Raw genomic sequence first — 23819 nt, 5'->3', positions numbered from 1 at the left:
CGGACGCCGCGGGAGGAGATCCTGTGCGGTCTGTTCGCTGAGGTGCTGGGTCTGGAGCGGGTCGGTGTCGAGGACAACTTCTTCGACCTCGGCGGGCACTCGATGCTCGCGATGCGGCTGATCGGCCGCGTGCGTGCCGCCCTCGGCCTAGAACTCGGCATCCGCGACCTGTACCGGAATCCCACTCCCGCCGGCCTGCTCGGCGCCGACCGCAACGGCGGCACGGGCAGCGACTTCGACTTGCTGCTGCCGCTGCGACCCGGCACCGGACGCGCTCCACTGTTCTGCGTCCACCCCGCCTCGGGCCTCGCCTGGAGCTACCTGCCGCTCGCGCAGGAACTGCCCGCCGGAACACAGGTGTACGGACTGCAGACGCCCGGCCTCACCGCGGACTCCGCACCGCCCGTCGACTTCGAGGCACTGCTGTCACAACTCATCGGTGAGATACGGCGGGTGCAGCCGGCTGGACCGTACCGGTTCCTGGGCTGGTCGCTCGGCGGCAACATCGCCCAGGCCCTGGCCGCCCGACTGCAGTCCGAGGGGGACGAGGTCGACCTGCTCGCCCTCGTGGACGCCTACCCGGGTGCCGAGTGGCCCTGCCCGGACTACGCCACGCCGGCCCAGTGGGACGAGTTCGGCATCCTGGCCACCCTGGCCGCGGCGCCCCTCGACGCGACGGAAGGCGCGGCCGACTTCGCCGGCCATCTCGAAAAGCTGCGCTCGGACGTCCTGGCCGGCCTGTCCTTCGACGCCGACACCTTCCAGCGGATGCTCGCCGCCGGCGTAGGCACCAGTCGGCTGGCGGCCTCCTGGGCACCCCGGAGGTTCAGCGGCCGGGTCCTCTACTTCGCCGCCACCGAAGGACGCACCGAACTGAGCCCGCTGCCCGACTCCTGGCAGCCGTACGCCGACGCGCTGGATGTCCGGCCGCTCCCGTGTGCCCACGAAGAAGTCATGAACCCTGAACCCCGCGAGCAGATCGTGCAGGCGCTGACCGCAGCTCTGGACGAGCTGCCGCACGCCTGACCCGCTCCGTACCCCGCGCACCCATGGCGTGCGCTCCTACACCGGAAGGTATTGATTGCAGTGATTGACGTGGACGGACAGTCCCGCGGGCACGACTCCCACGCGGAGTTGCGCACCCGGTTCACGGGACAGCTGCTGTCTCCAGGGGACGCTGGATACGACGACGTCCGCAAGGTCTGGAACGGGATGCACGACCGGCGCCCCGCCCTCATCGCCCGCTGCCTCACCGCGGAGGACGTCAGCGCCGCCGTACGCTACGCGGGCACCGCCGGTCTTCCCGTCACGGTCCGTGGCGGGGGCCACAACGTTGCCGGGACCGCCGTCGCCGACGGCGCCCTGATGATCGACCTGTCACTGATGCGGGCCGTCAGCGTCGACCTGGCCGCCGAGGTGGCGGAGGCCGAGGGCGGCTGCCTCCTCGCCGACGTCGATGCGGCGACCACCCCCCACGGCCTCGCCTGCCCGGCGGGCGTCGTGTCGCACACTGGTCTCGCCGGTCTCGCCCTGGGCGGCGGATACGGCTGGCTGGCCCGGAAGTGGGGCCTGACCTGCGACCACATCCTGGCCGCAGAGGTCGTCCTGGCGGACGGCTCCATCGTGCAGGCGACCCCCGACGAGCACGCCGATCTCCTGTGGGGCCTGCGCGGGGGCGGCGGCAACTTCGGCATCGTCACCCGCTTCCGGCTGCGGCTCCGGCAGGTTGGCGGCGTCCACCACCAGGTCGGTGTTTACCCCCTCGACGAGGCCACCCGGGCCCTCGCCGAGTACCGTGTGTTCGCCGAGAACCAGCACCCGGACATGCACGCGGTCGGCTGCATGAAGATCGCGGGGCGGCAGGACTGGATCCCCCGCTCCCTGTGGGGCGAGCCCGCCCTCTTCCTGACCACGGTCTGGCTCGGGGCACCGGAGCAGGGCCCCGAGTCTGCCTCGGGCCTCTTCGGCAAGGCGGTTCCCGCTGGCTCCCTATCCCGACAGCTGACGTACGCGGAGCTCCAGGCGCTGGGGGACCACGGCGAACCCCACGGCCACCGGTACTTCACCAAGTCCTGCTACCTGGAAGACATCTCGCCGGAGGCCGCGGCGGTGTTCCTCACCTCGGCACGGGACGTCAAGTCCCCGCTCTCCTCGATCGACTTCGAGTACCTGCGTGGTGAGATCACCGGTGTTCCGGACGCAGAGTCGGCCTTTCCGCGCCGGGACGCCCCCTATATCTACACGGCGTCCGCGCAGTGGACCGACTCCGCGCAGGACGCCGAGAACATCGCCTGGACCCGGCACTGCGTGGAACAGCTAGAGCCCTGGCACTACGGCGGTGCCTACGTCAACTACGTCCAGGACGAGCCGGCGGCGAAGGTGCTCGAGGTCTACCAGGAGGACCGCTACCGCAAACTCATGGACCTGAAGTCGCAGTTCGACCCCGCCAACGTGCTGCGCAGCAACCAGAACATCGTGCCGGCCCGAGCCGAATAGCACGCCAGGAAGGAACTTCCGCATGTCCCAGCCGTCTTCCCCTCGACCGACTGTCATTCCGCCCTCCGTCTTCGCCAGCAATGAGCCAGGTGCCTTCCTGGAGGCATTGCGGTCCCCCTGGTATGCGCTCGTCGGTGACCTCCACGACGTCTTCGTCACCACCACCATGGAGTACGCCCGCTCCCGTGGCCTGAAGAACCTGCACCTGCCGCTGACGACCCGTACGATCACCTGCCCCACCGCCCTGGGCAGTGACGCCGAGCCGGTTCCGGTGAAGATCCTTGGCGTCGACACTTACCTCCCGGATTCCATGCAGTTTCTGCTGGAGTACGGCTGTCGAATATCGCCGGGCGGCTGCTACACCATCATGCCTTCGTTCCGTGGTGAGCAACCGGACGAGACGCACCTGAACCAGTTCACCCACAGCGAGGCGGAGATCCCCGGTGGGCTGGATGAGCTCATCGACTACGTCAACGGCTACGTGAAGGCATTGGCCTCAGCGATCCTGGCGCAGCAGGGCGACCGGCTCGCCGCCGCCCGGGGCGACATCTCGCACCTGGAACGGATGGCCGGCCGCCCCGAGGCGTTCGAGCAGATAACCTTTGAGGAGGCTGTCCGCCTGGTCGGCGACGTCGAGGGCTGCGTCCGGGACGAGGGTGAATGGCGCACGCTGACCCGCAAGGGCGAGCGGCTCCTCATGGAGCGTGTGGACGAATTCCTCTGGGTCCACCACTTCGACACCCTCGCGGTCCCCTTCTACCAGGCGTTCGGTGACGATGAGGCGCGGACCGTACGGGCGGCCGACCTCTACTTCGGCCTGGGTGAGATCGTGGGGTCGGGTGAGCGCCTGGCCGATGTCGGCCTGCTCCGCAAGTCCATTGCGCTGCACGGGGTCAATGAGCAGGAGTACGAGTGGTACGTCCGGATGCGCAGTGAAATGCCCATGCGCACGGCTGGCTTCGGCATGGGCGTGGAGCGGTTCCTCATGTGGGTGCTGAACCACCACGACATCCGCGACATCCCGCTGGTGTCTCGGCTGAACGAGCCCAAGACGTGGCCAGAAGCGGTCCTGCGCCCGTAGCACAGCGCGTACACCGGAGTCCGATCCGGCCGGTGACAGCACGACGACCCTATGTCCGGGGCCGGGGCGAGGCGGACGCGCCCCGGCCCCGGACAGGACGGCAATAGTGAGGGACCCAAGCCGAGCGGCCCCTCCCACAGAAGCGACAGGTGAGCGACCCTGTGACGGACCACACTTTCCCCCCACCCCGCAAGGCGTTCTGGGGCGTGCTCGCCCAGCGGGATTTCCGACTGCTCTGGATGGGCGACGCGATGGCCGGCCTGGCCAAGGGCGTCACGAGCGTGGTGCTGCCCCTGATCGCCCTGCTCAACCTCTCCGCGGGCCCCTTCGAGATCGGCCTGCTCGCGTCGGCGGTTTGGCTGCCCTGGCTGGTCATCGGTCTCCCTGCGGGAGCCTGGGTCGACAGCATGAGCCGTCGGCCGATCATGATCGCCTGCCACGCGTCCTCCGCGGTGCTGTTCGCGAGTATTCCCCTCGCCTGGTGGCTGGACGTCTTGACGTACGGCCACCTGCTGGCGGTCGCCCTGCTCACCGGCACCGCCACGCTGTTCTTCCAGACGGCGTACAACGTCTACCTGCCTACTGTCCTCGCCAAGGAGGACCTCATCGAGGGGAACGCCAAGATCCAGGGAGCCGAAGCAGCCACCCGGATTGCCGGACCTGCACTCGGCGGTGGGCTGGTGACGGCCTTCGGCGCGGCCACCGGTCTCCTCGTCGAAGTCCTGTCCTGCCTCTTCTGCCTTGTGTGCATCCTGCTCATCCGTAGCCGGGAGCCCGCCAGGACGAAGCGGGAGCGAGAAGAGCCGTTCACTCGGCAGATCGCCACCGGTCTGCGCTTCGTCGCCAGGGACCCGTACTTGCGGCCGATCATCACGTACGGCGCCATCGTCAATCTAGGTCTCACTGGCTACACGACCATCCAGATCGTCTTCCTCGTGCAGTCGGTCGGCGTGGACGCCTCCGTCGTCGGCGGTCTCGTCGCGGTCGCCGGGCTCGGCGGCATCCTGGGGTCGCTGGTCGCCCGGCCCCTCGGGCGGCGCTTCGGCACCGCCCGCAGTGTCGTGGTGTGTCAGCTGGCAACTGGCCCCTTCGTCCTGCTCTCCCCCCTCACCACCCCGGGAGCGGGGCTGGCGTTCTTCTGCGTCGGCACGTGCATGCTGATCGCCGGAGTCGTCGCCTGCAACGTCGTCCTCGGCAGCTTCAGGCAGTCCTACTGCCCGCCGAGCCTGTTGGGCAGGGTCGTGGCCACCAGCATGTTCGTGCTACACAGCACGATCCCGGTCGGCGCGCTGTTGGCCGGTGTCCTGGGTGACACGGTGGGTCCACTCGCGACCATGTGGATCATGGCGGCGCTGATCGCCCCCTGCGGGTTGATCCTTCTGCTGAGCCCCATGCGCCGCCAGCGCGACCTGCCCAGGGAGCCGCTCACCGTCCCGCACCGGGTACACGCCGCCGAATAAACCCGTCCACAGGTCGACTCGTTCGAGAAGGGCGAGAGAGTGCCAGAAAACACAACAGTCCCGGTCCGGTACTACAAGGAGCTCGGCTCCTGGGTCGTGTCCGACAAGGACACGGCTCAGGCCGCGCTCGGTCAGTTCGGTCTGTCGTCACGAACCGCGGACGCCGGCAGTTACCTCCCGGAGGATATGAAGGAGCAGTGCGCCGAACTGCTGGACGTCCTTAGCCGGTGGTTCGTGCTGCTGGACGGCGAGCAGCACACCGCGGCCCGCCGGGGCGTCCAGCGGATGTTCTCACCCGGCCGGATCCGCAAACTCCACGAGTCCATCGAGGAGATTGTCGAAGAAGCCCTCGACGAGTTCCCCCAGGAGGGTGTCGGCGACGCGATGCCGCAGCTGGCTGGGGTGATCTCGGCCCGGACGATGGCGTTGATGCTCGGCCTGGAGAAGACCGACGCCGCTCAGCTGCACGGCTGGGCCCGGGCCATCGCGGACTTCCTGGCCGCTTCCTACCGACGAGACTTCGCCGTCCGCGCACAGGACGCCTTGCGCAACATGGGGGAGTTCGTGAAGAACTCCGACCGGGCGGACAGCATCTGGAACTACACCTCGGGCGACGAACGGGACCGCCTCGCAACGTGCTCGCTGATGCTCTTCGGTGGACTGGAGACCACGGCCGCGCTCATGGGTTTCTCCCTCTGGTACGTCATCGAGAACGGCCTGACGCAGTTGGTCGCCGACGAGGCCCACGCCACTGAGACGGCCGAGATCGTCGAACGGGTCCTCGAACTCCACCCTCCGCTGGGTCATGTCGCCCGTACGGCGGAGACACGAGTGGAGATCGAAGGACAGGCGATCACCCCCGGGGACCTCGTCCTGGTGTCCCTCACCGGGCACGACCCGTTCGACCCGCCGGCGTGCCCGGTACATCCGGCGCCCCACACGGGCGGCGGGCGGCGGACCGACCACCTCGCGTTCGGCCACGGCATGCACTATTGCATGGGTGCTCCACTCGCACGCATGGAGGCAGCAGCCCTGCTGCCCCGGTTTGCCCGACGGTTCCCCGATGCCCGAGTGCAGGACCTGGCCTGGAGCAAGAACCGGACCTACCGCGGATTCGACCACCTGAACATTCGCCTCTCAGCTTACGAAACGGAATGAACACAGCATGGGACCGGATATCGTCAAGCTTCTCCCGGAATTCGATGCCTCCACACTTCAGGAGGAGTTGTTCGCCCTCGGCGGTGAGCGCTTCAAGCCCCAGGCGACCTACAGCGAGGGAGAGATAACCCAGAGCCTCACGGACGGCTGGCGCGTTCTGTCACTGCGGGGGCCTGGCGGAGACCCGGAGCGCACAGACCCCGGCGGTCCCGGTCTCGTGGACTACGCTGATACGCCACTGATACAGATGGCGCCGTACACGGCGTCGATCCTCAAGGGCCTCAACGTGCCGCTACGGGCCGTTCGCTACATGACGCTGGAGCCGGGCGCGTCCGTAGCCGAGCACACGGACTACCCGTACGGCCTGCCGGTGGGATGGGCCCGGCTGCACCTGCCCATCGTCACCAACGACCAGGCCGTGCTGGTGATAGATGGAGTCGAGAACAGGTGGCAGCCGGGCGAGCTGTGGTATGCAAATTTCGGCAGGCCGCACCATCTTTACAACAGAGGCTCCCAGCCCCGCGTCCACCTGGTGGTGGACTGCTACGTCAGCGAGACCCTGCTGGATCTCTTCCCGGCCCGAGCGAGGCAGGAGATGGACCCGACCGGGATCATGTTCTGGCGCGAAGAGATCACAGCCTCATCGGATGAGCTGTGTGCCCTGACGGGACCGGTGACCGTACCGGCGGGGTTCATCGAGGCGTATGCCGAGCCGCCTTCCCCTGAGGAGTTCGAGAGTGCTGGTGCGGACCTGCAGGGCACTCTGCGGGTTGCCAACGGCCGACTCGTCCTGCACATCGACGGGCTCTACGAGTCGGCACTGGTCTGCGTGGGCGAGCGGGAGTTCCGGCCGCTGTGCTGGACCGAGGAGCGCACGATGAAGTTCGAGACGGTCAACGGAGTTCCGCGAATCTCGTTCCGTTACCGGCACGGCAGCTACCAGACCGAAATCGTACGAAGCAACCGCCCGGGACAGAACGACCTGTGAAGGCAAGGGGAGTTGGCTCTATGACATCCATCGAACGGGAACAACCCATACTGAACATGGGGGTAGACCGGTACGCTCTGCGCGCCTGCCGCAAGCACGCCCAGCAGACCGTGGCGGTCTGTGGTCCGGAACCGTGGGATTTCGGCCCTCACATCCCTGAGGGCGGCGTGCGCGTGGTACGCGCGGACGACCCCGGTCATCCGGAGTCGGTCCTGGCCGCACTGCACCGGGCCAGCTTGAAGGACACCCGCTTTGCAGGCGTGCATTCCGGCGACGACTGGACGCTGATGAACGCCGGGGTGATTTCCCGGATGCTCGGGTGCAGCGGGATCGACCCCGATGTGGCCCTCTATTTCCGGGACAAGGCGCTGCAGAAGCAGAAGATCCGCGAAGCGGGTATCAGCACCGCGTCGGCGGTCGTTGTCGAGGACATCCACGATGTCAGCAGCCTGAGAGACGCGGACTTCAAGCGATCAGTTCTCAAACCCATCTCGTTCGGAGGCACTGGATACACCTCCACCGTCACAGACTTCGAGGACCTCAGTGCCGTCAGCCGCAGCATGCGGGCCCGGAACATTCCGAGGCGCACATTCCTGCTTGAAGAGTTCGTGGACGGCGACGAATGGGTCGCTGACGGTGTTGTCTTCGAGGGCGAGCTGCTCTTCCTGGCCCTTGGAAAGTACGGCGAGCCGTGCCTGAACGCTCTGACCGAGCGGCGAGCGCTGTGGGTGCGCCGGTTCGACCCGACCCAGGAGTCATGGGCCTACGAGGCGGCACAACCCTTGGTCGAGGCATCGCTGTCGGCCCTGGGCCTCTCGAGCGGGGTGTTCCACATGGAGCTGTTCCACAACCCCGCAACCGGACAGGTGACGTTCGGCGAGTGCGCTGCCCGACGCGGTGGCGGGCTGACCCAGGAAGAAGTCCTGTTCAAGTTCAACGTGGATCTTGCCGAGTGCGGAGTTCTCTGTGCCCTGGGACGGCGTCCGGAGCTGGACGTCAAGGTTCGTCGCGAGGCAGCGGCCCACACTCACTTGCTGGGCAGGCCGGGAACGCTCATCAGCCACCCGTCGGTGTCCGAGGTGATGGAGTTGCCCTACGTCGAATACGCTCGGTTTGAGCATCCGTTCGGTACCTCATTCCCGGAGGCGATCGAATTCATCGGGCAGAGTCTGGGGCTCATGGTCGTGAAGGCTGACTCCGTTGACGATCTGGCAGCACGGGTGGATGACCTCCGACGGTGGGTAGACGCGCGTCTGGTGATCGCGCCCCCGAGTATGTCGTTCCGCGAGCACCGCGAGTGGCATGAGAGGCTGTGGCCTGAGCAGGCGAAGCTCGGCGGCTCGGTCTACGAGCCCTCACGCTAAACCTGCGCCATTGGGTCGTACTCGGCCCAAGACTTGGCCTGTAGGCCAGATTCGCTGACCAGGCTGTGTGGCCGGTCAGAAGTCTTCCCCATGCCCCTGCCGTGCAACCCCTTGCGGAACTGCGGCAGGGGCATCCGACGTCCAGCGGCCTGGAAGCAGGCCAGCTGCGAGAACTGCCGCATCGGCGCCCCAAGACCAGCGGCCGCCGCCGACCCCCCTGCCGCTACCCGGTCGGCATCGTCGGCGGCAGAACCGGCCTCGCCCCGTACCCCGACCGTGCCGGATCCACGGTAGGCGGCGGAGCCATCGCTGTTGCGACGGACCTTCCGCCGCGGTCGCTGAACCTCGCTTCACCCATCGATACTGCACTATCGTTCATGGTCATCTCTTCGGTGTTCCTGCTGGCATCACGAGGTGCCCCGCAACGCTCCCCATCCACAACTGCAGGCGTTCGGTTTCGCGGTCCGTGACGCCCGGGAGAGCTGCGGGATGAGCACCGAAGCGCTCGCCGAAGCCGCCGACCTGTCCGCCCGCATGGTCATCGGCATCGAGCACGGCAAACGGAACCCGTCACTGCTGACCATCCTCGCCCTGGCTCAGGGGCTGGGCGTCACTCCAGGCCGTCTGCTCGAATCCGAGATGCCCCGGCGGGAGCCTGGGACATGAGTCCACGCCGGCTCGCGCTCGTACCCGATCCCTATCCCGGTGAGTCTCTGCTGAGCTGGGGGGACGCGCTCGCGCGGCTCAACCAGGTCTCCCGGACCGAGGCGTTGCGCATGGCGGGATTGATCAGCTCCAGCACGGTGTCGGCCGTGTTCGGCTACCGCGTCAGCGACGCCGTCGTGCGTGCGGTGAGCCAGAGCACCGGGGTGACGGGGCAGCGGCTGCGGAGCATGACGCTCGCGTACTACGCGGGCAGTGCGCTGGAGCCGCTGCCGCCGGACGATGCGAAGGAGTACGGGGCCTGGGCCGCGTGGCGCTACCGGCAGCGGACGGTGCTGCCCAAGCACTCCAACGCCTGTCCGTCATGCCTGCGGGAGAACGGCAGCCGCTGGCTCCTGAAATGGCGGCTCGTCTGGTCGTTCGCGTGCGTACAGCACCAGAGGTACCTGATCGCGCAATGTTCCGGCTGCGGTTCCGCCCTGCACCGGGTGTGGCCTGGGGATCCGCAGTCCTGGATCTGTCCCGGGGCCTCCCGGGGGCTGGGGCTGCGTACTTCGGCACAGCCGTGCGGGCGCGACATCCGCCGTATGCGGGGCAAGCCGGTCCGCGACACTCGGCTCCTCGCCTGCCAGCGGGAGATCGACCGCCTGCTCGAGGGCCCGCACACCACGACGCCGGGGGAGACATGGGACGTCCTCGGGGCGCTGTACCGCTCGATGCGGGACGAGTGGTCGCCAGTACGGCCCCTTCGGCTGCCCGCTACCGACGAGGCGGTCCACCGGGCCTGGGACCGCTATCTCGCGCCCGGCGGAAGTGGCGAGCGGTACCGCCCTCTGCTCGTGGCCGCTGCCGTGAAGATCGCCACCGAGGCCAGCCTCGACGCCGCCGATGGCGAGACGGCCGGAAGCGGACACGCACGGCCGAACTGGGGCGCCAGGCAGTCCGGGCAGCGCGGTGAGGTCGAACTGGCGGCGAACCGGTTCGGCGGCCGCTGCCGTCACAGCGGCTGCTCCGCCTGGGTGCCGGCCGGGCACGGCGTTGTGCTGGGCGACACCGACGGCTGGGACACCTACTGCCCCCGGCACACGCAGGCGTTCACCCGTCGGGCCCGGTCCCGCGAACACGGCGGGCCGGACGCCTTCACCGAGCCGTGCCTGGGGTTCCTCGACGCGCGCCTCCGTGAGGAGGAACAGCGCCTGGGCGAGGAGGACTACGATCTGCTCCGGCAGCGGATCGAGGCCCAGCGGCTGATCCTGGACGCCTGCGCGGCCACTGCTGCCCGTACACGCGAGGGCAGGTCCCTGCGGTACGCCGTACGGTGCCTGCTGCTGCCCTACGCGGGGTATCCGGACTTCCGTACGACGTGGCTGCCCCGCCAGGGCGAGAACCCGGCGCGCCCCCTCGTGGAGAGCGCGGCCGGGGAAGAGGGACGGGGAGGGACGGGCCGTGGCTGAGGAGGAGCCGGTCCGGCGGCTCGGGGTGGTTCCGGCCCCGTTTCCGGGGGAGGCGTTCGTCAGCTGGGTCGACACGGTCGCGGCGAGTCTGAGGGTGTCGCGGGCGGCGGCCCTGCGGACCCTGGGACTGCCGGGCAGCGCGAGTTTCAGCACCCACCAGTTCCATCTGAGCCCGGAGCAGTTGGAAGGACTGCGGCGGCGTACGGGGCTGAGGCCGGCGCAGGTGGAGCGGATGCTGTTCGGCTTCTACGCGCCGACGGCGCTGCCGCAGCTCGCTGAGGACAACGGGAGCGTCGGTCAGGGTGCGCGCGTGAGCCAGCCGTGGCTGCGTCGCGATCACTCGGCCGCGTGCCCGCTGTGCGTCGAGGCGTCGGGCGGCCGGTGGCTGCTCGGCTGGCGGTTGAAGTGGACCTTCCTGTGCGCGGACCATCTGGTGTACCTGGTGGACCGTTGTCCGCGCTGCGGCCTCAGGTTGTACTGGCGTCTGGAGGCGACCGGCGCCGGACAGCGGACGCACTGCGTGCGTCCGGCGGCGCGGAACGGCCGCGGCGGACGGCGTCTTGGGGCGACGGTGTGCGGGTTCCCGGTGGCGGAGATGCCGGCGCTACCGGTGGGTGACGAGGAGGCCGTTCATGTCCAGCGCCGCATCCAGGTGCTGCTGACCCCCGCCGACGCCTCACACAACGAGGCCTCGCCTCGCCTGCTGCAGCAGCTCGTCCTGATCATCCGTGACGTCACGCACCGCAAGACGCTGGCCGGTCTGCTCGACCGGATGGAGAGCCCCGTCATCGATGCCGTGCACGAGACACAGGGGCAGCCGTGGCAGCCGCCGCTGTCATGGACTTTGGAGAGCGGCACGCCTGCCGCGGTGTCCGCCCTCGTGCGCATCGCCGCCCGGTCCGTACGGTGGGACACGCCCGAGGCGGGGCCGCCTGGCTGACGGACCGCTCGTAACCACGAGGGGCACCTGGCCCGTTCCGCCGGGCCACGGCTTTCGTCATCGAGCGGTGCTCAGGTGAAACGCCGGGGGATGAGGTCTGCGGCGCCCGGCGTGATGACATGATCCGCGTGCGCGGGGCACAGGACACGCGTCTTCACCACGTGGCCGTGGCCGGGCGGTACCCAGGCCGTGCACGCGATCGCGCGGCACGTGCCGCCGAAGCGGTTGGCCGGCGGTGTGCTGGCGCTTGAGGGAAGGAGTCCGTCGGCGGACCACGAGGCTGCTTCGGCCTGTGTGCGGGTGTCCTGGGAGGCGGCAAGGCCGCCCGCCGTCGCGATCTTGATGAGAGCGGCCGTCAGCAGTGGATCGTTCTGGTACCCCAGGGCCCCGCCATGGCCGTGCCAGCGCCGGTGGAGGACGGCGTCGGTGTTCCGGTAGCGGCGGGGCGTCGTCGTAGCCGGTGCGGATGCGCTCAAGGGCCGTGTGCAGTGACCGGAGGATGTCGCGGTCGCTGTCACCGTGTGAGTGGTCGACGAGACGGTCGAGACGGCGCTGGCACTGGAGCAGATGCCGGTCGGACAGCCAGGGAGGACGCATGCGGGAGATGGACCGGTGACAGACGCGTCCCTGGCAGCCTCGGTCGTACTGGCCGCACACGACGGCGTTCGCCGGGCCGGGGCCGAGCCGGTGCAGGCCGTTGCCGCAGCCGCGGCAGGCGCTGAGGAGGTAGACGCGGTGGCGTGCACAGGCGAAGGACCAGACAAGGCGCCATCGCAGCAGCCAGCGCCCGCCGTTCTCGCGCAGACACGCGGGGCAGGCGCGCGACCGCACGGTCGAAGCGAGGCGGAGGCGGGCTACCCAAGCGGCGGTGGTTCGCCAGTGCGGGGGAGAGGGAAACGCGGGCAGGACGCCACCAGCGTAGTGCGTGAGCGTCATGGCCTGCTGCCGGGCGGCGGACAGTCCGGTGGCGGTCTGCACGCGCGCTGTCGTCTCCGCGGTCAGATGGGCGCCGAAGTGCACGGTGGGCCGGTACCCGGCGGCTTCGGGGCGGGCGAAGCCCGCGAGGCGAAGGGCTTGCAGGCGGCCGACGCGGTTCAGGCGGGCCAGCGCGTCGACCCAGCTCAGGAGGGACTCACCGGGGTACGCCTCGGGCACCAGGGCGAGGCGGCGCAGTGATTGGACATGGCGCCGATCCTGCATGCGCGCATCGGGTGTGCTGCCGGCCCCCTTACGCACTTCCGTCCGCCGTGGCCCGCTTACCGTTCTGCTTCTGCTTCACTTGCCTCGCTTTCTGGCGGGATTTCAGTTCCGTGACCTTGGCGTAGGAGCTTTCGTGGGCGTACGACAGGACGATGGAGTCCATGACCTCGCGTGTGATGGCCTCGGTGCCCTGCTGGACGGCGCGTACGGCGCTGCGGCGGATGAGGGCGTGCAGGCCGGCGATGCTGCCGTCGGTGCGTTCGTGCAGGTAGCGCCAGTGCCGGCGGGTCAGGCTCTCCTCCTCGTGCCGGTACAGGGCGAGCGACCTCTCCAGGGAGCGGATGACGCCGACCCACTGGAGGATGCCGTCGTCGCTGTCGAGGGCGAAGGGCGCGAGTTCCTGACGGCTGAAGCGGCCGGCGGTCTGGGTCCGGACGTCGCCTGCCGCAGCCGGAGCCGGAGTTCTGGTGCGGCCGGAGCGTCTGCGGGGGATGGCGGGGCCGCCTTCGCTGAGCAGCGGGCTGTTCTCGAGGTCGGCGCCGGTGCCGATGATGGTGCACGGGGCGTGGTTGGCGAGGAACTTGATGTGGTCGTTGGAGGCCCGGCCTTCCTTGAAGGAGCAGTCCAGGAAGTGCAGGTCGTCGAAGATGATCAGCTGGGTGCCGCTCGCCGTGAGGGCGGTCAGGACGCGGTCGTCGATGGTGTCTTTGGTGCCGCTGGTGGGGACGTTGAGGTAGCGGGCGATCGCGAGGGAGATCTGCTTGGGGGTGACCTGGTCGGTGAGCGAGATGTAGACGACGGGGACGTAGGAGCCCAGCCGGTCGGGGGCGAACCGTTCAGGGAAGTCCTCCCGAAGTTCCTGCTCGAACTTCCGGGCGATCATCTTGACCAGGGTGGACTTGCCGACGGTGGGCGGACCGTCGATGAGCAGGCCGAGCCGGGCGCCGGGTGGCGCCATCTCGTTGGCGGCCAGCAGTTCCGTGATCTCGGTCTCGAAGTGCCGCACGGCCGGTGTCCAGGCCAGCACCAGGGCGCTGTGGTAGCGGTTGCGGCTGCGGTTCAGGCGACGCCGCTCAGCATCATCCTCGTCCATCGCCAGGTAGACCTCGTACGGCGGCAGCAGCGGCCGCGGAGGCGGTTCGTAGAACACGTAGCCGAACCAGTCCTCCTTGGTCCGGGGTTCGGCCAGCCCGGGGTGCAGACAGTCGCCCGCGCCGACGGGCGGCGGGGCCATCACGGTGCGCCGTCCTTCTCCGGGCGGCCGCCCCATACCTCGTACGAGGGCAGGGCGTCGAAGTCAATCGTGACCTCTTCCTCGTTCTCGTTCCCGGGCGGCAGCGGTGGCACGGCTCGCAGGCGGGGCTCTTTGACGGGGGTGTCGGCGGCGGAGTCGACGAGTTCGGTGCGGGCCCTGTCCCGGGCCGCGGCTCTGGCGCGTTCGGCGTCGCGGGCGCGTGCCCGGCGGGAGCGGGCGGTGGATGCCTCGGCGGCGTCCGCGCGGTTCTGCAGGTCCAGCAGCGCGTCCAGGACGGCTTCCTGGTCCTGCGGGTCGCGGCCACGCGCGCGCAGTTCCTGTTTGACCTGGCGCAGGGTGATGTCGGTGAACGGCTCCAGACCGGTCAGCGCGTGGCTCCAGCGCAGTGTGTGCCAGACGCCGGTGTAGGGGTCGTGGAAGTAGACCTGGGTGACGTCCCGCGGGTCGTAGCGGACCGGCCAGGTGCCGTTTGCTTGCGGGTAGGGGGACTTGGTGCCGTTGTGGGCGCGCAGGACGGGCGCGCTGTAGTGCAGGTAGTCCTTCTGGATGCGGCGGTTGGTGATCGTGCACCAGTGGATGGGCAGGAGTTCCAGGAACAGGTTGGCGTCGCGCGGGGCGGCGATGTAGCCGCAGCGGTGTACGGCCAGCCGGTAGGCGTCGTTCGGCGACAGGTTGATCTCCGGGAAGCCTGGCAGCACCAGCCCCTTGTGCCGGCGACTCTGGTAGACCGCGACGACGTACTCGGCGAAGAACTCCTCCAGTTCCTCGATCGTCCAGCGGGCCACCGCATCCACGTCCCGGCCCCGGTGCACCACGTGATTGCCCTTGTAGCCGGCTATGTGCTCGGAGAACTGGCTCCTGATCGTCTTGAACGCGGCCTCGACCTGCGGCTTGTCTGTGGGCCGGTACTTGCGGGTGTCCTGGATGGTGATCCCGTAGCGGCGGCACACGTTCTTCACCGCCTGCGAGGCGAACGCCTTGCCGTGGTCGATCACGATCTTCTCGGGAAACACCACCGGGCGGGCTGCGGCGGCCGCGAACCGCTCGTCCCGCGCGAGCAGCGGCTCGCACGGCAGACGCAGCATCCGGTGCCGCAGCCCGTCTGGCCAGCCCGGACGCATCGGCTCCGGCATCATCGCGTCCGCGATCACCAGGCCCGCGTCCACCGCCTTCGTGCCCTTGGGAACCAGACGCCACCCCAGCAGACTGCGGGTGCACACGTCGATGGCGATCGTCAGGTCCACCGAGAAGACGACGTCCTCGACCGGATCGTAGGCGCGCACGTCCAGCCAGCTGGTGTCGATCATCACCAGCTCTCCGGGACGGCTGGCGGTGATCGGCTGATAGTGCCCGTCCGGCCGGTTTGCCACCGACTGGCGTGTCGTGGCCTGCCCAGTGGTGTAGAGGCCGGGCAGAAGAGCGGCCACGTACCGGTTGAACGACTTCTGCGACGGCACCTTCACCGCGTCCGGGCCATGGACGTCGGCCAGGCGGCGCTCCACCCGGCGCCGCAGCCGGTTCAGGCTGCCGGTCGAGTCATCGGCCTCCGTCACATGGTGCTGGGTGAGAATCGCGTCGATCAGCCGGGGATCCACACCCGCCAGCGGATCCGACGGGCGGTGGCTGCGCCGGTCCACCAGCCCCCACGGGCCCTCCTCCCGCCACCTGCGCAGACGCCGCCAGATCTGCTGCTCGCTGTAGCCCAGCTCCCGCGCCTTGCTCCGTACCCGCTGGACCAGCGGAAGGTCCGGGGCGTACTCCGGCCTCGGCTCGTCGGGCCGCGCGTTCTGCGGATCCCCGCTCCGATAGCCGGTGGTCATCTCCAGGAGGTGCTCCTGGGCGCTCTGGAGGTCCTCCAGCTGCTTGTCGGTCAGCTTGTCGAAGAGCGCGGCGGCATCCAGCCACAGTTTCCGCTCCACAGCCTCCTGTTCACCGCTGGGTTCACCCTCGGCGACCTCGCCGTCGTCGCAGGAGCGGAAGGTGGGGTCAGCGAGCAGGTGCCCCACACCGATCACGGTCCACGCCCCGCTCTCCGAACGCAGCCGCACCCCGTCGTCGGTCACCCCGGTCACGGTGTGCACCTCGTCGTCCAGCCACAGCCGCGTCCCCAGCCGCAGTCGCACCGCGCCGTCAGCACTCACGCCCCCACCTCCGCCGCGGTCTTCACCAGCGTCGTATCCCGCAGCGGACGGTTCAGATCGGTGACGATCCGCTGATGCCACATCAAGTGGTACAGGACCCCGCGAGCCAGATCCGGGAACTCCATGAACCGCATCAGCTCCCCGATCTCCACCGGCTCACGGGTCAGCTCCAGCAGACGCGGCACCAGATCCGCACCCAGATGCAGCGGACGCCGGGCACTGGACAGCAGATCGACGTTCGCCCACAGCTGCCCGCTCGGCTCCGACACCATCGCGTACTCCCAGCCCAGCCGCTCACACACACGGCGAGTGCGCTCCTCCTGCAGCAGCACTTTCGGGTCATCCCGCAGCTCGGGGTTCTTCACGTCCAGCAGCAGCACGCTGCCGTCCCGGCGGCGCGCGAAGACATCCGGCGTGTGCCGCCACGCTCCCCGGGCGTCGATGGCGTCGAACTCCAAAGGCTGCGTCACGAACGCCGACACCCGCGGATCGAAGTCCAGCAGCATCAGCCACTTCGACTCCAGCACGCTCTCGTACTCGACGAAGTCACCCCACTTCGCCACCCAGTACTGACCCGGCATGTGCCCCTGGTCCCGGTGGCTGGGAATGACCCGCACCATTCGGCCGTCCTCGAACCGCACGCTGGCCGCCGCCTCCAGCCGCACAAGACGCTCGACCCCCTCGGCATCGACGTACCGCACCCGCACCAGGTCGATCTCCCGGACCGACGCATCCGACGGTTCCGGCACTTCCGTGTCCCCGCTCACCGCGACCTCCCCTTCTCCCACGGACTCCTGGCCAAACGCCCCACCGGCACCTGCGCCGCCACCGCCTCCGCGAAGACCTCCGGCACCGCGAGCCGCTCCAACGGCCGAGCCGCCAGACACCCCACGTCAGCCGCCGTCCGTACCAGCGGCGCAAGCCGCCGCGACAACTCCCGCACGTCCTCCGCCGCCAGCAGGGGCATCACCACTGTGAGAAACGCCGCCGCCGCCCCGGCCGACGCCGGACCCCACCCGAACCGGCCACCATGCGCCCCACGCTCGCCGCGCTCGTCCAGCAGAACCCGGGCACACCAGCCAGGCACACCCGGCAGACGCCCCAGAATCCTCGGCAGCCCCAGCCGCAACAAGATCACACACGCGCGAAACGCCGCGAACCACTCACCCGCCGCCACCTCCACGCCCCCCAGCCCCGGGCGCACCCGCCCGCACGCGATGTCCAGCCACCGCCGTTGCGCCTCGACCGTCCCGCCATCCGCCTGGCTCACACGAACCGCGGGCAGCCACTGCGAGCACGGCCTCCCGCGAACGGAGTTCGCGCAGGAGGTCGGCGGCCTGACCCACTGCGCCGGCACGACCCGAGGCCGCTCCCCACCCCACCGCAGCACCCAACCGCACGACGGAAAACGATCCAGCAGCACCACCCGGTGCTCGGGGCACACCGCCGCACACGACAGCTTCCACCACAGTTGCCACACCCCACCCGACACGAGCAGACAGCACGGACACGCCCGGCTTCCATGCACCGCCGCCCACTCCTGCCCCGCCGACGGCCGCCGCGCCCGTCCTGCCGCGAGCACCGCCGACACACTCAACGGACCCCCCTCGAAGACGGACAGGTGCATGGCGTCCACCCGCTCATCGGGCACACCCGTCGCCGCGAATACTGTCCGCCGGACCACCTCGTCGGACCGCACCCCGAACAAGGGAGGCCGCACATCCGCGGAAGCCCCTCGCAGGCCAAGTCCCATCATGGTCGCGACCTCGGCCGGCGGACACCGGTTCACGCGGGCCATCCGGTCCACCCACGACTCGAACGCTTCACCCGTCCGCGGAGCCGTGACCAGCGCTAATCGCCGTGTCGACACGCGCACCCCCGAAGGCGACCCCCATGCACTCTCATCTAGAGGTTCACGCTATCAAGTGCACTATCAGCTTAGGGTCCACACTCTCATTCTGAGCTTCGGCTCTCATCAACAGGCGGCCTGAGGCGGGCCGTGTCACTCCTCGCGGTCGGGATGGCGTTCCTCGCAGCCTGCGGCACCGAGACGGCCGGGCGCGGGGGAGGGGACGGGGCCTCGGCGCAGGGGCCGATCCCGTGGACCACGATGCAGCCCTCGGCGGTCACCGGGGTCCGCCTCGGCGCGGACGGGCGGACGCTGTCCCTGGCCACCCGGGTGCCCCGCGGCCCCCGTGCGTGCTACCACTCCCTCAAGGCCGTGCTCGGGGAGCCGGGCGACGGCATCGTGCGGGTGCAGGTCACCTTCACCTCGCCCTCGCAGGACCGCGGTTCGGGTTGCACCGAGGAGGGCACGGCCACCGCCCGTGTCACGTTGCCCGAACCGCTCGGGGACCGGGACGTGATCGTCGACAACTACACGCATTTCACCGCCGAAGGCGCCGAGCCGCCCGCACTGCGGCTGTGCGGGGAGCTCGGCTGCACCCCGCCGGCCACCGGATGCACCACCGCCTCCTACGAGCAGGCCCTGATGGCGGTGGACGCGCCCATGCACACCTATCGCGACGACGAACGGTGCGACGGGAAGTGGCTCGTTCTGGACATCTCCTGGCGCACGGGGCCCGCCTGCGGCGACTCCACCGACCCGGCCTGCTCGTCACGCCTGGGGGACCGGTGGTTCCTCCGTGCGACGAAGGCGGGCTGGGAGCCGATCGTGCGCACCGCGGCGGGAGGCTGCGCGGACGTGCGGCGCAGGGAACCCGCCTTCCCGTCCGCCCTGTGCGCCTCGTTGGAGCCTCTGCCGGCGTCACTCCATCCGACCTACGCGCCGTCGTCGCCGGCCGCCACGCCGGGCGCCTCCGGCAACTCCGGTTAGAGGCGCGGGGAGCCGCCGCACGGATGTCCGTGCGGCGGCGCGGCGGACCTGGACGCCGGGCCGGGAACCCACGCGTCACGGCTGTGAGCGCAACCATCTCAGCCCGTCACGAGTCCAGCTCTGCGAGCGGCACGCGTGCGCGTGCCGGACGACATGGGCGAGACGGGTGTGAGGCATGGGGCGGATGCGGCGATGGAGTCGGCTGGCGGCACTGATCGGAGCGGCCGGGATCGGCGTGACGGCCGTGCCGGGAACGGCGAACGCCGCCGACGTGAAGCTGACCGTCGACGCTCAGGAGACGTACTACGCCTACCAGTACGGCGAGGGCCCGCCCGGTGACGGTGACCTCTTCCTGCTGGACCTCGGCCTGACCGCACCCGACGGCACCGAACCGGTCGCGAGAAACGTCCGCCTGACCATCGACGCCAGCGCCCTGAAGGGCAAGGCACTCCTCACCGGCGGAGGAGGCGCCTGCTCCCACACGGGATACGTCTACACCTGCTCCTACACCTCGGTGGACGGCCGCACCAGCGTCCAGCCCTTCTACATCAAGGGCGCCGAAGGCGTGCGGGCCGGCGCCACCGGGGACATCCGCTACACCGCCGAGTCCGCCGACGCGGGGACGGCCACCGCCACCACCCACGTGGTCGTCGGCGGGCCCGAACTGCTGACGCAGCGGGAGAAGAAGGTCACCGGCATCGCCCCCGGCGGCGGTTTCGACGTCACGCCCGCCATCGCCAACACCGGACCGCTGGCGGCGCCTCGGGGCATCGGCGTGAAGCTGTTCGGCGAGGAGGGCCTGAAGGTCGCCGAGCGCTACCGCAACTGCCACTACCGGCCCACGCCGGAGCCCACCGCGTACTGCACCTTCGACCAGCCGATCGAGCCCGGGACGGCGTACGCCTTCGACCGGCCGTGGCACTTCACCGCCTCGGACGACCTGATGTACGCCACCGTCAGCTACCTCACCTGGCCGCTCGGCAGCGGCGACCCCTGGCGCTACGACGACCCGGCGGACTACACCGTCACGGGGAGTGGACCCGTGCTCGGACTGAAGCCCGTGTCCGCCGCCGGCTTCCCCGACTTCGGCGGATTCGTCGAGGTGTCCACGACCCAGCGAGCCGACTACCGCGCACTGGGCGGCCGCGTGACGGGACGGGTCGGTCAGACGGTGCCCGTGACCCTGGGCGTGCGGAACGACGGCCCCGGCTCGATGAACCTCTACAGCCGTCCGGGCCAGGGCTCCGGCACCTACCGGGTCACACCGCCGGAGGGCACGGTGATCACCAAGATCCCCTTCCCCGGCGAGGACGACGATCACGCCTGCGGTGCGCCCCTGAAGGGCACCCGCACGTACGAGTGCCGCATCTCCGACATCTTCCCGGCCGGGGACACCAGTGAACTGACCTTCTACGTACGCATCGAGAGGGCGGTCGACCACCCGAAGCCGGGCTCGGTGGAGGCGACGGGGCGCACGGACTTCCCCAACCGCGACGACCACCCGGACAACGACTCGGCGCCGGTCACCCTGAAGATCACCGCGGGCGGCCCCTCGGCCTCACCGTCACCTTCGCCGTCCCCCTCAACCTCGGTGGCAGCGTCCTCCCCCGCCTCCACGGCTCCCGGTGGGACGGGTCCGGACACCGGCGGAGCGGACACGTCGGGGGGTGCGGGCTCGCTGAACGGCTCGATGGCCTCCACCGGTGCCGGCGCACCTCTGTGGACCGCCGCCGCGGCCGCCGCCCTGCTGGGCGTCGGAGCGGTGGGTATCGCGGCGTCGCGGCGCCGGGCACGGCGATCGCACGCCGGCCGGGCGGACACCTCGGGCAGGTAACTCCCCTGGCCTGGAGGCTCGTTGTTCGCGGGTTCGTCCGAGAGCCCAGGGGCGGGACCGGTGCTGGATTCCTCCAGGCCGCACGCCTTCACCCGCGCCTTCACCCGCGTCGGCGCGTTGACCGCGGCGACACCCGCCGGCGGCTACTACGGCGGCGACTACTGACGTACCCGCGCCCGGCGTGGGGGCGCGCCGGTCCCTTCCCGTGCCCGGCCCGTCCGCCGACAGCACCGCCGTGCCGTCCTCGCGGAGCTTCGGCGGAGGGGATGAGGGGCGGGTCCGGGCGTCGCCGCGCCGCGGCAGCCGATCGACCCGCCGCGGCCCGACGGCCCGGCGGGTCGACGCGCTCTATCCCGCGGTCAGAGCGCCATCTCGTACGCCCCGGACAGCGCCTCGACGCGGCTCCAGACGTCGGCGGAGCGCGCCTCGTCGACCACCGGGCGCCGGATCGCGCCGAGGGCCCACTGCTGCTGCGCCTCCGTCGCCGAGTCCTTGCCGTGCAGTTCGACGCAGTGCGCGGAGAAGTCCCGGACGAGCACGGAGAACAGTTCGTCCAGGACCGGCGTGTCCAGCTCTGTGGACCCCGCCTGCTCCAGAATCAGCTGTCCGTGCACCACCAGGGCGAACAACTGGCCCACCGACAGCAGGAAGTCGAGGTCCCGGCTCTGCTCCTCGTCGGGTGCCAGGCTGGTGACGAACGCGCAGAGCGCGTCGGCCTGTTCACGGAAGCGGGCGACGTTCGGGACGTCGGCGCAGGCGTCGAACGCGGGGCGCCAGTCGTGGAAGCGCACCGAGCCGAGTCCGCGCGCCGGTCCCTGGCGGAACAGGAAGCCGTCGTCGGCGGCGTCGAGGCGCGCCGGCACGGCGGGCCGGTCGACCGGGTCGAGGAGGTGGTTGCGCAGGAACTTGAGGATCAGCGCGAGGTTGACGTGGACCGTGCCCTCCAGCTTGGGCAGCCCGCGGATCTCCACCGCCGCCTGCGCGAAGTAGGTGTCCTTCTCGAAGCCCTTGGCCGCGATGACGTCCCACATCAGGTCGATGACCTTCTCGCCCTCGGTGGTCACCTTCATCTTGGTCATGGGGTTGAAGAGCAGATAGCGGCGGTCGTCAGGACCGGCCGAGCGGAAGTAGTCGACGGCGCGGTCGCTGAACAGCTTCATCCCGACCAGGCGGACATAGGCTTCCGTCAACTCCCGGCGCACGTGCGGGAAGTCGGTGACGGGGCGCCCGTACAGGATGCGGTTGCGTGCGTGGGTCACGGCCTCGTACATCGCGTGCTCGCAGATGCCGATCGAGGCGGTGCAGAGGTTGAACTTGCCGACGTTGACGGTGTTGAGAGCCGCGTCGAAGGCGGCGCGCCCGGTGTGCAGGACGTCCTCCGGGGCGACCGGGTAGTCCGCGAGGCGGAACTCGCTGACGTACTTGGAGGAGTCGACGACGTTCTTCACCAGGTGGTATGCCGGGTGGCGGCTGTCGGCCGCGAAGAAGACGTAGCCGTCCGGGCCCTCGACGTCGGTGCGGCGGCCGAAGACGGAGACCAGGCCCGCGGCGTTGCCGTTGCCGATGTAGTACTTCGAGCCGCTCGCCAGGAAGCCGCCGTCGGGGGCGGGTTCGAGCAGCATGTCGGTGGAGTAGATGTCCGCGCCGTGCGCCTTCTCCGACAGTCCGAAGGCGAAGACCTCGCCCTGGTCGAGGAGGTTCGCGGCGCGCTCCCGGGCGGCGGCGTTGTCGCTCTGCCAGACCGGCCCCAGACCGAGGATGGTCACCTGCCAGGCGTACCAGTAGTCGAGGCCGTAGAAGCCGAGGATCTCGTTCAGGGCGGCGATCCGGGCCGTGTCCCAGCGCTGGTCCTCGCCGGAGGCGGCCGAGGCGGGGGTGAGGAAGGTGGCGAAGAGCCGTTCCTTGGCGGCGAAGGCGAGGAAGTCGCCGAGCCAGGCGCGCGAGCGGTAGTCCTCGACGAGCCGGCGCTTGCCCCGCTCCTCGAACCAGTCCACCGTGGCGCGCAGCAGCCTGCGTGTCTCGGCGTCGAAGTGGGCCGGGTCGTAGGTGCGCGGGTTGAACAGGAGCGGTGTGGTCATGGCGGTTCGCCTTCCGGGAGAGGGTCGAAGGAGGAACGGACGGGAGGGGCGCGGGAGTCGGGGCGTGCCGGGGCCGTGCCGTGCGCAGGCCCCGCGCGGTTCCGGCCGACGGGGCTTCAGCCCTCGTCCCGCGCGGGTGGGGCGGTGTCGGACGCGGCGCTCAGCCGGTGCAGAGTGGCCAGGACGTCGTCGAGCCAGGCGATGGTCATGCGCTCGAAGGCGATGCCGCCGCGCAGTACGACGTGCTGAAGTTCCCGGCCGGGGTCCAGGGGCGTGGGGGCGTCGGGGCCGGTGAAGTCGCGCAGTTCCCCGGCGAGGTAGCGCGCGAGCCGTTCGTGGTGGGCCCGGTGGTGGCGTGCGACCTCGTCGATCAGGGCGGCCGGTTCGTCGAAGGCGGCGCCGCGGATCTTCACCGCGAGGTCGTGGCGAAGGCTCTCCGGTTCGATCGGCTCGTGCAGCCAGTGGGCGAGTGCCGTGCGCCCGGACGCGGTGACGGAGTACTCGTTCTTGTCCGGCCGGCCGTGCTGCGGCACCGTGCGGACGGCGAGCCGGCCCTCGTGTTCCATGCGGCGCAGGACCCGGTAGATCTGCTGGTGGGTGGCGGTCCAGAAGTGACCGATGGACCGCTCGAACCGCCGGGACAGCTCATAGCCGGAACCGGGCTGTTCCAGCAGCGAGACGAGGATCGCGTGTTCGAGCGCCATGCCGCACAGCCTTCTATGCACCTTGTTGCATAGGCAAGGCCCGTCGGGGGGGGGGGGGGGGGGGCACCCCCCCCCCCCCCCGGGGGGTCGGGGGGGGGGGGGGGGGGGCCCGCCGCCGCCGAGGGGGGGTTTGGGGGCGGGGCCCCCCCGGCGCGCCCGGGCGGCCC

At 70.0% G+C, this 23819-nt stretch carries 19 protein-coding genes and 1 pseudogene; 12 read left to right on the top strand and 8 right to left on the bottom strand.

The window, feature by feature from the left end; all coding sequences use genetic code 11:
• The 10 genes from ACGFS9_RS32455 to ACGFS9_RS32410 form a co-directional block, all read left to right on the top strand.
• On the top strand, positions 1–1026 hold a 1026-nt coding region (locus ACGFS9_RS32455), incomplete at its 5' end, for an alpha/beta fold hydrolase (RefSeq protein WP_393258510.1).
• A gap of 69 nt (positions 1027–1095) precedes the next feature.
• Positions 1096–2496, top strand: coding sequence for an FAD-binding protein (locus tag ACGFS9_RS32450; RefSeq protein ID WP_393258507.1), 1401 nt, complete (start codon positions 1096–1098; stop codon positions 2494–2496).
• A gap of 22 nt (positions 2497–2518) precedes the next feature.
• Positions 2519–3577, top strand: coding sequence for an amino acid--tRNA ligase-related protein (locus ACGFS9_RS32445; RefSeq protein WP_360649700.1), 1059 nt, complete (start codon positions 2519–2521; stop codon positions 3575–3577).
• Between the two features lie 161 nt (positions 3578–3738).
• Positions 3739–5037, top strand: a complete 1299-nt coding sequence (locus tag ACGFS9_RS32440; RefSeq protein ID WP_360649703.1) for an MFS transporter — start codon at positions 3739–3741, stop codon at positions 5035–5037.
• Between the two features lie 39 nt (positions 5038–5076).
• Positions 5077–6195: a cytochrome P450 gene (locus tag ACGFS9_RS32435; RefSeq protein ID WP_393258504.1), complete on the top strand. Its 1119-nt coding sequence runs from the start codon at positions 5077–5079 to the stop codon at positions 6193–6195.
• Between the two features lie 7 nt (positions 6196–6202).
• Entirely contained in the window at positions 6203–7183 is a 981-nt protein-coding gene (locus ACGFS9_RS32430; protein ID WP_393258502.1) for an aspartyl/asparaginyl beta-hydroxylase domain-containing protein, read from the top strand.
• Positions 7184–7203: 20 nt separating this feature from the next.
• The gene (locus ACGFS9_RS32425; protein WP_393258500.1) at positions 7204–8547 is read left to right on the top strand and encodes an acetyl-CoA carboxylase biotin carboxylase subunit family protein; all 1344 of its coding nucleotides are present in this window, start codon (positions 7204–7206) and stop codon (positions 8545–8547) included.
• A 414-nt stretch (positions 8548–8961) separates the two neighbouring features.
• Positions 8962–9213 carry a helix-turn-helix domain-containing protein gene (locus ACGFS9_RS32420; protein WP_393258498.1) on the top strand — a complete coding sequence of 84 codons (252 nt, stop codon included), beginning with the start codon at positions 8962–8964 and terminating at the stop codon, positions 9211–9213.
• A complete protein-coding gene (locus tag ACGFS9_RS32415) occupies positions 9210–10664 on the top strand; it encodes a TniQ family protein (protein ID WP_393258496.1) in 1455 nt (484 codons plus the stop codon). The genes ACGFS9_RS32420 and ACGFS9_RS32415 overlap by 4 nt, the downstream gene beginning before the upstream one ends.
• Positions 10657–11604 carry a TniQ family protein gene (locus tag ACGFS9_RS32410; RefSeq protein ID WP_393258494.1) on the top strand — a complete coding sequence of 316 codons (948 nt, stop codon included), beginning with the start codon at positions 10657–10659 and terminating at the stop codon, positions 11602–11604. Before ACGFS9_RS32415 ends, ACGFS9_RS32410 begins: the two co-directional genes overlap by 8 nt.
• A gap of 71 nt (positions 11605–11675) precedes the next feature.
• Here the strand turns inward: ACGFS9_RS32410 and ACGFS9_RS32405 are convergent, their stop codons facing one another.
• The 6 genes and pseudogenes from ACGFS9_RS32405 to ACGFS9_RS32380 all read right to left on the bottom strand — a co-directional run bounded on the left by ACGFS9_RS32405 (position 11676) and on the right by ACGFS9_RS32380 (position 18070).
• Positions 11676–12080, bottom strand: coding sequence for a hypothetical protein (locus ACGFS9_RS32405; RefSeq protein ID WP_393258515.1), 405 nt, complete (start codon positions 12078–12080; stop codon positions 11676–11678).
• Positions 12081–12387: 307 nt separating this feature from the next.
• A pseudogene (locus tag ACGFS9_RS32400) lies at positions 12388–12804 on the bottom strand (TniQ family protein); the annotation flags it as partial.
• Between the two features lie 28 nt (positions 12805–12832).
• Entirely contained in the window at positions 12833–14038 is a 1206-nt protein-coding gene (locus ACGFS9_RS32395; protein WP_360649727.1) for a TniB family NTP-binding protein, read from the bottom strand.
• Positions 14038–16200: a transposase gene (locus ACGFS9_RS32390; protein WP_393258492.1), complete on the bottom strand. Its 2163-nt coding sequence runs from the start codon at positions 16198–16200 to the stop codon at positions 14038–14040. Before ACGFS9_RS32390 ends, ACGFS9_RS32395 begins: the two co-directional genes overlap by 1 nt.
• Complete coding sequence (locus tag ACGFS9_RS32385; RefSeq protein ID WP_393258490.1) at positions 16197–16967, bottom strand: TnsA-like heteromeric transposase endonuclease subunit; 771 nt, start codon at positions 16965–16967, stop codon at positions 16197–16199. Before ACGFS9_RS32385 ends, ACGFS9_RS32390 begins: the two co-directional genes overlap by 4 nt.
• A complete protein-coding gene (locus ACGFS9_RS32380) occupies positions 16964–18070 on the bottom strand; it encodes a TniQ family protein (protein WP_393258512.1) in 1107 nt (368 codons plus the stop codon). Before ACGFS9_RS32380 ends, ACGFS9_RS32385 begins: the two co-directional genes overlap by 4 nt.
• Before the next feature lie 129 nt (positions 18071–18199).
• Between ACGFS9_RS32380 and ACGFS9_RS32375 the strand changes: the two genes are divergently transcribed.
• A complete protein-coding gene (locus tag ACGFS9_RS32375) occupies positions 18200–19036 on the top strand; it encodes a hypothetical protein (RefSeq protein ID WP_393258487.1) in 837 nt (278 codons plus the stop codon).
• Between the two features lie 184 nt (positions 19037–19220).
• Complete coding sequence (locus tag ACGFS9_RS32370; protein WP_393258485.1) at positions 19221–20870, top strand: hypothetical protein; 1650 nt, start codon at positions 19221–19223, stop codon at positions 20868–20870.
• A 359-nt stretch (positions 20871–21229) separates the two neighbouring features.
• Here ACGFS9_RS32370 and ACGFS9_RS32365 read toward each other — a convergent pair whose 3' ends face one another.
• Positions 21230–22948, bottom strand: coding sequence for an acyl-CoA dehydrogenase family protein (locus ACGFS9_RS32365; protein WP_393258482.1), 1719 nt, complete (start codon positions 22946–22948; stop codon positions 21230–21232).
• A 116-nt stretch (positions 22949–23064) separates the two neighbouring features.
• The gene (locus tag ACGFS9_RS32360) at positions 23065–23652 is read right to left on the bottom strand and encodes a PadR family transcriptional regulator (protein ID WP_393258480.1); all 588 of its coding nucleotides are present in this window, start codon (positions 23650–23652) and stop codon (positions 23065–23067) included.
• Between the last annotated feature and the right edge of the window lie 167 nt (positions 23653–23819).

This window comes from Streptomyces sp. NPDC048566, assembly GCF_043199735.1.
Classification (GTDB): Bacteria; Actinomycetota; Actinomycetes; order Streptomycetales; family Streptomycetaceae; genus Streptomyces.
Note: the sequence above shows the minus strand (reverse complement) of the source record. Positions and strands in the feature narration are given on the sequence as shown.

What these genes read in the sequence shown, in the direction of transcription:
- ACGFS9_RS32445 (WP_360649700.1), top strand. Translation starts at nt 2,519, where the DNA reads ATGTCCCAGCCGTCTTCCCCTCGACCGACTGTCATTCCGCCCTCCGTC.
- ACGFS9_RS32430 (WP_393258502.1), top strand. Translation starts at nt 6,203, where the DNA reads ATGGGACCGGATATCGTCAAGCTTCTCCCGGAATTCGATGCCTCCACA.
- ACGFS9_RS32425 (WP_393258500.1), top strand. Translation starts at nt 7,204, where the DNA reads ATGACATCCATCGAACGGGAACAACCCATACTGAACATGGGGGTAGAC.
- ACGFS9_RS32415 (WP_393258496.1), top strand. Translation starts at nt 9,210, where the DNA reads ATGAGTCCACGCCGGCTCGCGCTCGTACCCGATCCCTATCCCGGTGAG.
- ACGFS9_RS32395 (WP_360649727.1), bottom strand. Translation starts at nt 14,038, where the DNA reads ATGGCCCCGCCGCCCGTCGGCGCGGGCGACTGTCTGCACCCCGGGCTG.
- ACGFS9_RS32370 (WP_393258485.1), top strand. Translation starts at nt 19,221, where the DNA reads ATGCGGCGATGGAGTCGGCTGGCGGCACTGATCGGAGCGGCCGGGATC.
- ACGFS9_RS32365 (WP_393258482.1), bottom strand. Translation starts at nt 22,948, where the DNA reads ATGACCACACCGCTCCTGTTCAACCCGCGCACCTACGACCCGGCCCAC.
- ACGFS9_RS32360 (WP_393258480.1), bottom strand. Translation starts at nt 23,652, where the DNA reads ATGGCGCTCGAACACGCGATCCTCGTCTCGCTGCTGGAACAGCCCGGT.